We start from the raw sequence: 12519 nt of genomic DNA on the forward strand, positions 1-12519 counted from the left end.
AGGTGAGGAATGATCTTAATCCGAGTCCGAGGCATCACTGTACACCAATTTTACTTCCATTAAATAATACTATCTATTGCAACTTGGTATTAGAGATACTGGGAATGCTCTAAATGATGAATTAAACATCGCACAAAATCCGTACAAAAAATAATAGAGTACAAACCGTGAAAGGTTCATACTCCATTGCAGAGGAGAGAGCAGGACATAAGCCGGGTTCTGTTCTCTTGCGAGGGCAGTTATCTATCTGGGACGCTTGTTACCAAACGCCTCTAGCGGCTCTCATTGAGCGGAACTGGTAAAAGACCAACCGTAGTTCCTATCGCCTTGCTCCCAACCGGGGTTTACCGAGCCAGCACCTCTCGATACTGCTGGTGCGCTCTTACCGCACCTTTGCACCCTTACCAGATCAATTAAAAATGTAAAATTAAAAATTAAAAATTACTCATTTTACATTTTTAATTTTTAATTTTTAATTGTCCTGGCGGTATCTTTCTGTGGCACTATCCTCACGATCGCTCGCACTGGACGTTATCCAGCAAGTTTGGTCTTTCGGGAGTCCGGACTTTCCTCAAACCAGTGACTATGACTGATCTGCAACCGCCTGCGCCTACTCTCTCCCTAGATCCAGTGTAATCTTGGATGGCATAGTGTGTCTGGTTAGTATTACTTCTTTTTATTCCAAGGTAGAGCGTAAGTCCAAGGTAGTTTTCTGACTGTGAAAGGACAATTGATAATACTAATGGCAGGAAAATCACGACCTGGGGCTAGACCTAAACGCACCTCAGATATCCGTAGCACCAGTTGTAGGGAAAAATCCAACTCTTTTCTTCCGTTAATAAAGTCGTTGTACAATTTTTTTTGCCCTTTTTGCAGCCCGTTAATATCAATTAGTGGTTTTTTTGCTGAATAAGTTCCAGCTACTTGGTCGCGCTCAAAAACATCTTCTGCTGTCACCGTTTCAGAAAGTGTTTTTTTGGGGGCAATCAGGCTAGGACTTTGAGGCACAGCTAAGTCACGGGTTAAGTCTGGTGATTTCCGAATCACACGGCGCGATTGCTTACTATGTTCAACTACCAAAGAACTATTGTCCCAGTCAACGTATACGGCAACATTATCAGATTTATTTTCAATGCTAATTCCTAAATCTTTTAGTTCATCAATTGGGTATGAGGATTTGAGTTTAAAGGAAATCCCAATTTTATCGTCGAGATTGTGTTCTTTGAGTTGCTCCTCAACGGTTCCTTTCTTAAACTCAAATTTAACTTGGTCGTCGATGGATTCAACCATGCGGTTAAAAACATAGGAAACACCGATAATATAAATCGTCAAAACTACTAAATTTTGGTCGTTACTCCTCATAACTCAAAAATCTCAACTCTCGGTGCTAATAAATGTATATTTGACTCATCGTCCATCTGCAATTATTAATTACGCTTCATTGTTACAGAATTTTGCAGCCAACCCCGTTGCCAAAAAAAGAATAGCAAACCTAGTGCGATCGCAGCCATTACTCCCAAGCAAAGTGGATAGCCCCAATACCAATTCAATTCAGGCATATTATATGGCGATTTTTCAGTACTGAAATTCATCCCATATACTCCGGCAATAAAAGTCAGTGGAATAAAAATTGTTGAAACTATCGTTAGTACCTTCATGATTTCATTCATTTTATTACTCACTGCCGAAAGGTACACATCCATTAATCCAGATGCTAGTTCTCGGTAAGTTTCCACCATGTCCATCACTTGCACTGTATGGTCATAACAGTCTCGCAAGTAGATTCGCACTTCCTCACCAATCAAATCACTGCCATCTCGAATCAAAGAATTAATTGCATCTCGCTGGGGCCAGATAGCACGACGCAGTTGCAATAATTCTCGCCTAATTTGATAAATATGTTGTAGTGTTTGTGGGGTAGGTCTGACTATCACCTCCTCTTCTAACTCTTCGATTCGCTCACCATAAAGCTCTAGCACTGGGAAAAAACCATCAATAATCGCATCTAACACGGCGTAAGTTAAATAATCGGCTCCCTGTTTGCGGATGGTACCTTTGTTTTTTTCAATTCGCGATCGCACTCCTTCAAAACAATCATGTTCTGGTTCTTCTTGTACTGTCAGCAAATAATTTTTCCCTAATATCAAACTCACTTGCTCGCTGTAAAAACCACATGTTTTTTCCTTTGCTACTACCATGCGGGAAATAAATAGTAATTGGTCTTCATAATCCTCTGTTTTCGGACGCTCCGGTACATTAACTATATCTTCTAAAACTAGAGGAGGTAACTCAAAAACCTTACCCAATCGTTGTAATATATCTTGACTGCCTAAACCTTGTACGTCTACCCAAGAAATAGATTCCATCTCTAAATATGGCACACACTCCTCTGGGGTTGCTATTTGCTCACGGATGAAATTGGTTTGGTTATAGTCAATCAAGAAAATTATTGGTGGCGGAGCATCCGCATCAATAAAAATAGTTCCAGGTAGAGTCCCTGGTTCATGATAGAACTCATCTTCATATCGTCTATTTACTATTTTGGGAGGGCGGCGCAGTTTTCGTGCCATTAGATATTACCTAATAGTTATTAGTCATTTGTCAGTCGTAAAAACAACGTTTATTTACGTTCAGCGACTTCCCAGCAATACAGATAACATATCGCCTCTAAATCAGCAATGCTATAAAAAACAGTTTGCCTTAATAAGACAAACTGCTTAAAAAATATTTATCTGAGTGAGCAGAAGTTAGAACATGCCGCCCATGCCGCCCATGCCACCCATGCCGCCCATGCCGCCCATGCCACCCATGCCGCCCATGCCGCCCATATCAGGGGCAGGACCAGCGGATTTCTTCTCCGGCTTTTCAACAACGATCGCTTCGGTAGTTAAGACCAAACCAGCAATGGAACCAGCGTTTTGCAAAGCTGAACGCACGACTTTGGCAGGGTCGATAATACCAGCAGCAATCAAGTCTTCAAATTCGCCGGTAGCAGCGTTGTAGCCAATGTTGAAGTCGCTATCTCGGACTTTAGAGACGATCACAGAACCTTCAGCACCAGCGTTCTCTGCTATTTGGCGCAAAGGAGCTTCTAGCGCTCGACCAACTATATCAGCCCCAATCTTTTCTTCTTCATCTTGCAGGCTGTTTTTAATCGCTTCTACCGTCTTAGCTAAGTGAATTAGGGTCGTTCCACCACCAGGAACAATACCTTCTTCCACGGCGGCTTTAGTAGCGTTCAGCGCGTCTTCAATCCGCAGTTTACGGTCTTTGAGTTCGGTTTCGGTTGCCGCACCCACTTTAATCACTGCCACACCGCCAGCGAGTTTGGCGATCCGTTCTTGCAGTTTTTCTTGATCGTAGTCAGAATCGGTTTCTTCCAACTGCCTGCGAATTTGACCAATCCGCTTTTGCACCTCTGGCTTGGTGACACTGCCAGCTACAATCGTGGTGCTTTCTTTGTCAATGGTGATTTTGCGAGCAGTTCCCAGCGCTTCTAAAGAAGCGGTATCCAAACTTAAGCCGATTTCTTCAGAAATCAACTGTCCATCGGTGAGAATAGCAATATCTTCTAACAAAGCTTTGCGGCGATCGCCAAACCCAGGTGCTTTGATCGCAGCTACGGCAAGTACACCCCGCGCTTTGTTCACCACCAAAGTTGCCAAAGCGTCCCCTTCCACATCTTCAGCGATGATCAGCAAGGGCTGACCAGAACGGGCGACTTTTTCCAACACCGGCACTAAATCCTGGATGCTGCTGATTTTTTTGTCAGTAACCAAGATTCGGGCGTTTTCAAATTCCACGATTTGCCGCTCGTTGTTGGTGACGAAGTAGGGAGAAATATAGCCTCTGTCAATCTGCATCCCCTCAACTACTTCTAGTTCAGTTGTGAGGGATTTAGATTCTTCAACGGTAATTACACCATCTTTGGTGACTTTTTCCATTGCTTGGGCTAGCATTTGGCCAACTTCTTCATCATTACCAGCAGAGACAGTGGCAACTTGAGCGATCGCACTTCCTTCTACTGGCTTGGCTATCTTGGCAATTTCTTTTACCAGTGCTTCAATAGTTTTGTCAATCCCGCGCTTCAAGCTAACTGGGTTACTACCCGCCGCGACGTTCTTCAAACCTTCCCGAATCAAGGCTTGGGCCAAAACTGTGGCAGTGGTGGTGCCATCCCCAGCGACATCTTTAGTTTTTGAGGCTACTTCCTGGATGAGTCTTGCACCAGTATTTTCCAAAGGATCTTCTAATTCAATTTCCTTCGCAACAGTGATACCATCATTGACAATTTGGGGTGCGCCAAATTTTTTCTCTAAAAGGACATTGCGACCTTTGGGCCCCAAGGTGATTTTTACGGCATCCGCAAGGGCGTTAACACCCCTTTCTAGAGCTCGCCGAGATTCCTCGTCAAATGCAATAATTTTCGCCATGTTTTATTTTTTTAGCGCTTCCATTAGACAATTTAGCACTCACAGCGCAAGAGTGCTAATCTCTCAACTGGCTCAAGTTACAAATGGAAATAAAAAAAATTGATTAATATACAGGTGATGCTCATATTAGATACTGGCACTAATGCTTGAATTGGGAGATGAATCTAGACAACTCCCTTAAGTCCCTTGGTATTGCCGACCCTAGCGGCACCGGCTGGTTGGCGGTAGTATTTACGTTCCTCTTGGCTTGTCTTGTAACTTGGCGTTTAATTCCGACAATCCGCAAATTCGCCTTGCGCGTAGGTTGGGCTGACCAACCCAACGCCCGGCGACTCAACCGAGAACCTTTACCCAATGCAGGGGGGCTGGCTATCTACGCGGGTGTGATTGCCGCGCTGGTATTAGCTAGCCTTTTACGACCTATCGAACTCCAAAACGTATTGGCTCAGGTGCTGACTATTCTGCTGGGGGGTTCGATATTAGTCCTTGTGGGCTTTATCGATGATCAGTTCGGCTTACCGCCCTCTGTTCGATTGTGGGCGCAAATTGTCACGGCCCTGTTGCTAGTCGCTAATGGGATCAGTGTCAAAGTTCTCTTTGGCACACCCATCGACTCGCTCCTGTCCATGTCGCTAACAGTACTATGGGTAGTAGGAATTACTAACGCCATCAACTTGATGGATGGTATGGATGGCTTGGCAGGAGGAATCAGCTTTATTACCGCCATGAGTTTGTTGGGGGTTGCAGCCCAATTTAATAATCGGGCGGCGGCAATCTTGGTACTCGCAGCCTTGGGGGGTGCAGCACTAGGCTTTTTACGCCATAACTTCTATCCATCACGAATTATTATGGGTGATGCCGGAGCATACTTTTTCGGCTATGTGCTGGCAGCAACTAGTATTTTGGGCAAACTGCAACAAAACACAGTTTATGCGCTGATTCCTACAGTTTTATTTCTGTTATTACCAGTGCTAGACACCACTCAAGTATTTGTGCGGCGGCTACTAGCAGGAAATAACCCTCTAAGTACTCCTGGCAAAGACCACCTGCACCACAGCTTACTTGCTTGGGGACTTTCCCAGCGTCATGCTGCGTTCACGCTTTGGTCAATTACCTTAGTTTTCAACTTGCTGGCGATGAGAATACAAGGTATGAGTTTGGCTGTGATCCTGACTACCGCCAGTAGTATTATCATTCTTTTAGGCTTTACTGTCTGGCAAAGGATACGTCAACAGCCCTAGTTGCTTGTAGGGTGGGCATTGCAGTGCTAGCCCTACTCTGGTTTCTTCTGTGCTTGGTCAAGATATTTTACCAATGGAAAGCTCTCCGTATTCGGTCAGGATGATAGTAAAACTGAAGGTTGGCTCGAATCATTGATCGCGATTAAATCAGTCTAAATCAGCGATCGCCATCTAAAATTGATACCTTATACCATTTTGGATTGGGAATCGTCCTCTGTAACCAGGTTTTCAGAATCTATCTGTCACATTCTTTTTTAAAATTGGTATTAGTCTTCGGCGTCAGACATCCTACGAAAATTACTTCGTTGCTATCCCACTTCTAGATAATCAGCAGATGCATGAGTTAGACGAAAGCTACACAAGCTTTAAAGTATTAGGATTAGCCTAGAGGATAAATACGGGTATATTTGCTAAAATTCTTTGAGAATAACAGCTTTATTAGCTGTGAAGTTAATTTAGAACTTCAAAACTTGATTTAGAACTTCAAAACTTGATTTAGAAGTTCAAAACTCGATTTAGAAGTTCAAAACTCGATTTAGAAGTTCAAAACTCGATTTAGAAGTTCAAAACTTAATTTAGAAGTTCAAAACTTAATTTAGAAGTTCAAAACTCGATTTACGAGACTGAACTACCTAAAATCAAATCGGTGCGTTACCCGAAAGCGTAACACACCCTACGAAAATTGCTGTAGACGCGATGAATCGCGTCTCTACTTAGGCCATGACCATGCCGCCATCGACGTTAAAGACTTGTCCAGTGATGTAGGCGGCTGCGGGATCGGCAGCGAGGAAGCGCACCATCCCAGCAACTTCTTCGGGCTGACCGAAGCGACCGAGTGGAATGTATTTCAGAATATCTTCGGAGTTATTGAGATTACTGGTCATGTCGGTGGTGATGAATCCAGGAGCGACGGCGTTAACGGTAATGCCGCGAGTAGCGAGTTCTTTGGCAACGCTTTTGGTAAAACCGATTACACCTGCTTTGGCGGCACTATAGTTTGACTGACCTGGGTTGCCAATTTGCCCAGCAACGGAGGTAATATTAATAATCCGCCCCGATCGCTGCTTAAGCATGATTTTACTGACGGTGCGTGTACATAAGAAAACACCAGTTAGGTTAAGGTCTATCACAGCTTGCCAATCTTCTGGCTTCAAACGCAACAGCAGGGTGTCGCGCGTAATACCTGCGTTGTTGACTAAGATATCCACGCGCCTGAACTTTTCGATAACGGCGTTAACTAGTGCGTCTACTTGCTCGATTTTAGAAACGTCAGCTTGGATAGCGATCGCCTGACCTCCCGCATCTGTAATTTCTGTAACAACTGCGTCGGCGGCGGCACTCGAACTGGCATAATTGACAACTGCGATCGCTCCCTGTCTGGCTAATTCAATTGCGATCGCTCGGCCAATTCCTCGTGAAGCACCTGTGACAATTGCGACTTTATCTTGTAATAGTGTCATTTAATGTTCCTCAATCTTAGAAATACCGCGCTAATTATCTTATGGTGATTTGGGGAACATCAAAATATTGTCTAGATAAAATCTAACTCTTGCGGGGTGACAATCTTGCTGGCATGACGCAATTGAGATAGTTAATAGATAATAAATAGATAAAGTTGTATGTCGTTTTTAGCTAAACCGCGTCCATCTTGAAAACTGTTGTTCTTTCCGTATGAAAAGAAAAAAACCCTCATCCCCCAGCCGCTTCTCCCAATATTGCCAGAAGGGGAGCCAAAAAGAAGTCCCTCTCCCAAGTAGGGAGAGGGATTTAGGGTGAGGGCAAAAACTACGGTTCTCAAGATAGATGAGGTTTAGATATAACTTGATTAACACGAATTAACGTTTTACTATCATTAAATATCTATAGTTATTTCTCTGTTAATGGATGAATAACTTAAAGCCATATATTGTTGATTTAATTATAGCTGCGACGCCGAATAGCCCGCACTTCTCTACCAGACGCTCTTGCTAGCTTGCTTCCCCGTAGGGGTACGACAAAGCTCAGTGACCATCGTAGACATCGCCTGATCGGATAAACTAGGAAGTGTTGCAGCTACACCCGTCGTAAACATCACTCTGGTGAACGTCTGTATAATTATTTGGTTGGTCAGGATAAATTTAAATATATATCTAATGCATATTCACAAACGCATACAATATGTGAATTTTATTATAATTATTTAAGATTTTTAGCTGGCAAATCAGTCTATATTGATTAATCTAATCCTTTCCCAACAAAAACCCATGAATCTATACCGATTTTATTTTCTAAGAATTACCATTGAAACAAACAATTGAAAATCGGTGTGTGTCATATGGCAACTAAAAAGCAATTTAACAGTTTTGAAGAGATGCTGTCTGCTTCTGATGTACCTGTATTAGTAGATTTTTACGCTGACTGGTGTGGTCCATGTCAAATGATGGTGCCAATTTTAGAGCAAGTCAATGCCCAACTCAAGGATCGCTTGCAGATTGTCAAAATAGATACAGAAAAATACACAGATTTGGCCAGTAAGTATGAAATTGCCGCTCTACCAACTCTAGTACTATTTAAGCAGGGTCAGCCTGTAGAGCGGATAGAAGGAGTGATGCAAGCACCACAGTTGGTGCAATATCTACAAACAAAGATTTAAGCTAAGACTTAGAATTGGGATTTTGGTTCTTAGAGGCGCAAAATGTTGCGTCTGTTTCAGTAGATATTAATCCGGTGTAGGGGCGTACAGCTAGCTGTGCGCCCCTACACTGTTTGATTGAACTGCTAGCAGATAAAACCTTAAGGAAATATTAAGCATATTTACTTATCCCTCTAGAGAAAGTAGTTTAGAAATTAATATGGCTATATTGTATGGATATAAAAAAATATCTTGACAAGAAAAGCAATTCATGAATGATAAGCAAGAAAGACTTGACAAAGCCTATATCTGGGCGAATATTGATTTTGATAAAGTTAAACATAGAATAAATGCGGTGACTAGCCAGGTTGAGCGGGTTATACAAAAGTACCAACTTTCAAATCCAACTGGTAACTCAGGCAACAAAAACAATTAGGTTATCTGTAGGGCGATGTTTACGATGGGCTATTTGGTGTCGCACTTTCTGAATCGCACCAGTTTTGCATAGCACATTTTAGCAAAATCAACAATATCTTACAGTAAGTAGTATTTTTAACAAAACATTTGTAACTACCCTTGCAGTTTATTTACCCACGGCCTGTTATTCTTATAGTTACTTCGGTCTGTCATAGCAGATAGATTATCCTCAATAATGTTTTAATTTATTAGCGCTCATATACCATCCTGGTAATGTGGGTGCTTTTACTTTATCCCTCATGGCAAAAATCCAGTTTAATTTTGAGGGGATGTTTGGTGTTTGGTACACTAAGCTGACAGTGAAGCTTTAACTTGACCAAAACGGCGATCGCATCCTTGGTAGCTCAACAAAGCCTGATAAAATGCTTCTCTATTAAAATCTGGCCAAAAAATATCGGTGAAATACATCTGTGTATACACTATTTGCCACAATATAAAATTACTCAACTGGATCTCACCCCTGGTACGAATCAGCAAATCTGGTTCTGGAGTATCTGCTGTGTAGAGGTGTTGTTCTACAAAACTTTCATTAACGTGAGTTCATTTAAGGAATAAGTAAAATGAGTCAATTAAATGCTGTTGTTCATTCAGTTACTGACAATAATTTCATTATTCGTCAAATGACAATAGACGATTTAAAAATCGCCTTAAGTTGGGCGGAAGCCGAAGGGTGGAATCCAGGAGTTGATGATGCCAATAACTTTTATGTTGCGGATGCAGGTAGTTTTTTGATAGGAGAATTAAATGGGAATCCTATTAGTTCTATATTGGTGGCTAGATATAGTGAAAGGTTTAATTTTATCGGGCTTTATATTGTTAAGCCAGAATATCGTAAACAAGGATATGGCTTAAAAACTTGGCATGAAGCTTTGAAGTTAATTTCTCATCAATCTGCGGCTTTAGATACAGTTTTAGAACAACTTAATAATTACGAAAAATTTGGATTTAAATCTGCTCATTCTCATCTTCGTTATCAAGGTATAATTAACGGAAAAATAGCTGAAGATGTGATTGATTTAAAAACAGTTAATTTTGACCAACTTTGTCGTTATGATAGTCAATATTTTCCGAGTTTTCGTCCTCTATTTCTTAAAACATGGATTAATCAACCAAGTGGTCAAGGCTATGCTGTAGTTAATAATGGGGAATTATTGGGTTATGGAGTCATTAGAAAAGCTAGTGAGGGATTTAAAATAGGTCCTTTATTTGCAGAAAATAAAGAAATAGCAGAAAAGTTATTTGTTGCTTTGTCAACTTATGCTAATGGAAGTCAGATTTATCTAGATGTTCCTGATATTAATCACCAGGCAATTTCTTTAGTTGAAAGTTATAAAATGCAATTGGTGTTTGAATGTGTGCGAATGTACACTGCCAATGAACCTAGTCTTGATTGGACACATATTTTTGGTGTTACTACTCTTGAAATAGGCTAATTTGGGGTACAGAGCAAGCTTATAGGCAGCTTATTTGCCGATAATTTGATTGCGATTAATTGTTTGCCAGTCGATGGGTTTCCAGGGACGCGGTTGGGGATTAGCAAACTGTATCAGTAAATCTTGCAGACGAGTATGTAGTTTTTCAACTGTAATATATTTGTCTATGAGGATACGAATGCGATGTTGTGTTTGAAGGTAGTTAAAAATGGTATAGCTTTTACCTGCTAAGTCTTCTGCAACTGGGCTGAGAATATTAAGCATGTTTTTATACTTTAATTTTTATCTTTATGCCCAATAGCCTAAGCGATCGCACTTTGTTTTGTCAGTCGGCTAAAGTCGGCAGTTTTGGATAATAGAGTTGGAAGAGTCTGAGAAAATGTTTGAAAACTATGCTTTTAAGGCTGACAAAGCATAGCTTTAGCAGGGTGGGGTTCTTGGCTGTGGTTAGTATAACTAATTATGCTAACCTGACACTATTTAATAAGTGATTCTGATACTTTCAGTACTTTTTTTAGTGATTCTTGTTTCACTTCCTTAAGTAATTGAATTACATGATGCTCAAATCTTCTATTTCGCTCCTGCAGTGATTCAATCAAAGGTTTATCAAATAAATTAACAACATACTTGCCTAGTTGAATACCTAAAGGTTTTAAGTGTCCACCCTCTAAAGTTTTCAAGAACTTTTTTGGTGGTTTTCCAAGAGTCTTAGTAAACCATTGACAGGTTGATTTAGCAATATTGTCAGACTGAAAACAGACTAAACCCATGATATTAAATAGCTCACTATCCTTGATTAAGTTATGGGTTTCTTCAGGGGTTGGTTTTACACCCCAGCCAAGTTTGTCGATGATATCCGCTAAAAATTGAGGACGAATGGCGCTGGCTGTATCACTAATATCAGGTGCTAAGAGGATAGAAACTTGCCCCTTAATAAAGACACTGTGAATTGTAATTTTTCGACCTACATAAGTGCAAATTAGGTTCTGAACTTCTACGATTTTTTGTTTAAGCTGCTCAAAGAGAATGTCAATGTCTGCAATGACACTTTCTATCTGTGACTCATCCGAAGTATGAGATAGCAGATTCCGAATAAACTTTTGCCTATCTTGAGGATCATCTGGCAAAGCAGTAAATCCTTCTAACAGGGAAATATATTTACAGCCAAGGCTATGTCCAATCCAAGAAAAGTTTTTATCATCTAGATAGGCTTCATAATCATATCCCTCGACACTTGCCATCCTCACAAGCTCTGGCAGAATTTCATACTGCTCTCTCATCAGAAAACCAGCTTCTAGATAATGGTTAAAACTAAAATTAAACGGCAGAAGAATAATTGTATATCCCTGCTCGAATAGAGATTGAAGGAGATAGCGATAGAAAAGCATGGGGCCAAATGTACCAAAAAAAGCCCCTGCAATAAATTGAATTACCCCTTTAGGCTGTGGATGGAGAGCAACCCAACTGTGAGAAACGGGTTTAAATCTCAATTTTAAATTTGTATTTACCATGACTTAGCAATGAGTGCATCTCATTTTGGTATGTGTATACTTAATCTCCAAACTGAAGTTGCTGCTTTTCGGATTTTTTAAAAGAGATTTTTACAAAACTGAGATGCTTGCCTTAGTAAGATAGTAAAGATATAGCAGTCCTAAATCATTTGTAAAAATAAATTAACCGCAGAGGCAATAGAGTTGCCAGTGCGTTGGGCGGGTTCCCCGACTTGAAGCAACTGGCGCAACGCAGAGAGAGGAATCGGAGATTTTCAGGACTAATTTAGGATTGCTATAGGTGGTTCTCAAAGTATTTATGAAAGGGGGTGGGGAGTAGGGAATAGTGTAGTTCGATAGTGAGATTGAATTGGCACTAAACTTCTAATAGACTCTTTAACAAGCTGCGAGCGCTCGTCAAATTGTGGTAGAAAAATATGGTGAAGCCGCAGTTAACTCAACCTCATCTCAAGAGACTGAGTTTGTGATTACCCTGCCAGTCAATGAATAGCCTGTTATTTCCTTGTTTCCAGCTAAGGGACTGACAAAAAATAAATTATCCAAAATTATTTGTACATTTGTAGGGGATCTTGGCCTTGCGCCCCTACGATGGGATGTTTTTTTAACTGGAAGTCCCTAAATCATTTCTTGCCTACCTTGTCAATGTGTAAATCTTAGTGCTGTCACTTTAATTAGCTGCGGTTTTGGCAGCATTTTGAAGATACTGGCACAAGTCCAGTGAACTTTTCCCGCTTCAGTTTAGCTAAAGACTTTTTTTGTCACATCAACTTTATCAGTAAATCAAGACCAGTATTGCTCGATTTTGGCATTGCA

10 protein-coding genes, 1 other RNA gene and 1 pseudogene are annotated in these 12519 nt (G+C 41.0%); 4 read left to right on the plus strand and 8 right to left on the minus strand.

Annotated features, from left to right (window positions below):
- Positions 1–193: 193 nt before the first annotated feature.
- The 4 genes from rnpB to groL all read right to left on the minus strand — a co-directional run bounded on the left by rnpB (position 194) and on the right by groL (position 4433).
- An RNA gene (gene rnpB / locus V7K49_RS27210) (RNase P RNA component class A) lies at positions 194–617 on the minus strand.
- Between the two features lie 49 nt (positions 618–666).
- Positions 667–1362 (minus strand): hypothetical protein, encoded by a 696-nt coding sequence (locus V7K49_RS27215; protein ID WP_335208413.1) that lies wholly within the window; start codon positions 1360–1362, stop codon positions 667–669.
- Between the two features lie 65 nt (positions 1363–1427).
- Complete coding sequence (gene corA / locus V7K49_RS27220) at positions 1428–2570, minus strand: magnesium/cobalt transporter CorA (protein WP_335208414.1); 1143 nt, start codon at positions 2568–2570, stop codon at positions 1428–1430.
- Between the two features lie 177 nt (positions 2571–2747).
- The gene (gene groL / locus V7K49_RS27225) at positions 2748–4433 is read right to left on the minus strand and encodes a chaperonin GroEL (RefSeq protein ID WP_335071229.1); all 1686 of its coding nucleotides are present in this window, start codon (positions 4431–4433) and stop codon (positions 2748–2750) included.
- Positions 4434–4591: 158 nt separating this feature from the next.
- On the opposite strand from groL, the gene V7K49_RS27230 reads away from it, so the two are divergent.
- Positions 4592–5674: an MraY family glycosyltransferase gene (locus V7K49_RS27230; protein ID WP_273769685.1), complete on the plus strand. Its 1083-nt coding sequence runs from the start codon at positions 4592–4594 to the stop codon at positions 5672–5674.
- Between the two features lie 713 nt (positions 5675–6387).
- On the opposite strand, the gene fabG is transcribed toward V7K49_RS27230, so the two are convergent.
- Complete coding sequence (gene fabG / locus V7K49_RS27235; protein ID WP_335208415.1) at positions 6388–7134, minus strand: 3-oxoacyl-[acyl-carrier-protein] reductase; 747 nt, start codon at positions 7132–7134, stop codon at positions 6388–6390.
- Between the two features lie 854 nt (positions 7135–7988).
- Here fabG and trxA point away from each other — a divergent pair.
- Together trxA and V7K49_RS27245 are read left to right on the plus strand one after the other, a co-directional pair.
- Complete coding sequence (trxA, locus tag V7K49_RS27240) at positions 7989–8306, plus strand: thioredoxin (RefSeq protein WP_298912205.1); 318 nt, start codon at positions 7989–7991, stop codon at positions 8304–8306.
- A 250-nt stretch (positions 8307–8556) separates the two neighbouring features.
- On the plus strand, positions 8557–8721 hold the full coding sequence (locus V7K49_RS27245) for a hypothetical protein (protein WP_334865279.1): 165 nt from the start codon (positions 8557–8559) through the stop codon (positions 8719–8721).
- A gap of 329 nt (positions 8722–9050) precedes the next feature.
- Here the strand turns inward: V7K49_RS27245 and V7K49_RS27250 are convergent.
- Positions 9051–9296: pseudogene (locus V7K49_RS27250) on the minus strand (undecaprenyl diphosphate synthase family protein); the annotation flags it as partial.
- 26 nt (positions 9297–9322) lie between these two features.
- On the opposite strand from V7K49_RS27250, the gene V7K49_RS27255 reads away from it, so the two are divergent.
- The gene (locus V7K49_RS27255; protein WP_335208416.1) at positions 9323–10195 is read left to right on the plus strand and encodes a GNAT family N-acetyltransferase; all 873 of its coding nucleotides are present in this window, start codon (positions 9323–9325) and stop codon (positions 10193–10195) included.
- Positions 10196–10225: 30 nt separating this feature from the next.
- Here V7K49_RS27255 and V7K49_RS27260 read toward each other — a convergent pair whose 3' ends face one another.
- Together V7K49_RS27260 and V7K49_RS27265 are read right to left on the minus strand one after the other, a co-directional pair.
- The gene (locus V7K49_RS27260) at positions 10226–10459 is read right to left on the minus strand and encodes a hypothetical protein (protein WP_442948699.1); all 234 of its coding nucleotides are present in this window, start codon (positions 10457–10459) and stop codon (positions 10226–10228) included.
- A gap of 212 nt (positions 10460–10671) precedes the next feature.
- Positions 10672–11706 (minus strand): DUF1350 family protein, encoded by a 1035-nt coding sequence (locus V7K49_RS27265; RefSeq protein ID WP_335208417.1) that lies wholly within the window; start codon positions 11704–11706, stop codon positions 10672–10674.
- Between the last annotated feature and the right edge of the window lie 813 nt (positions 11707–12519).

It is taken from the genome of Nostoc sp., from assembly GCF_036919675.1.
Taxonomy (GTDB): domain Bacteria; phylum Cyanobacteriota; class Cyanobacteriia; order Cyanobacteriales; family Nostocaceae; genus Nostoc.

Excerpts from the sequence above, each read along its gene's own strand:
- V7K49_RS27215 (WP_335208413.1), bottom strand. The coding sequence starts at position 1,362 with ATGAGGAGTAACGACCAAAATTTAGTAGTTTTGACGATTTATATTATC.
- corA (WP_335208414.1), bottom strand. The coding sequence starts at position 2,570 with ATGGCACGAAAACTGCGCCGCCCTCCCAAAATAGTAAATAGACGATAT.
- groL (WP_335071229.1), bottom strand. The coding sequence starts at position 4,433 with ATGGCGAAAATTATTGCATTTGACGAGGAATCTCGGCGAGCTCTAGAA.
- V7K49_RS27230 (WP_273769685.1), top strand. The coding sequence starts at position 4,592 with ATGAATCTAGACAACTCCCTTAAGTCCCTTGGTATTGCCGACCCTAGC.
- fabG (WP_335208415.1), bottom strand. The coding sequence starts at position 7,134 with ATGACACTATTACAAGATAAAGTCGCAATTGTCACAGGTGCTTCACGA.
- trxA (WP_298912205.1), top strand. The coding sequence starts at position 7,989 with ATGGCAACTAAAAAGCAATTTAACAGTTTTGAAGAGATGCTGTCTGCT.
- V7K49_RS27245 (WP_334865279.1), top strand. The coding sequence starts at position 8,557 with ATGAATGATAAGCAAGAAAGACTTGACAAAGCCTATATCTGGGCGAAT.
- V7K49_RS27255 (WP_335208416.1), top strand. The coding sequence starts at position 9,323 with ATGAGTCAATTAAATGCTGTTGTTCATTCAGTTACTGACAATAATTTC.
- V7K49_RS27260 (WP_442948699.1), bottom strand. The coding sequence starts at position 10,459 with ATGCTTAATATTCTCAGCCCAGTTGCAGAAGACTTAGCAGGTAAAAGC.
- V7K49_RS27265 (WP_335208417.1), bottom strand. The coding sequence starts at position 11,706 with ATGGTAAATACAAATTTAAAATTGAGATTTAAACCCGTTTCTCACAGT.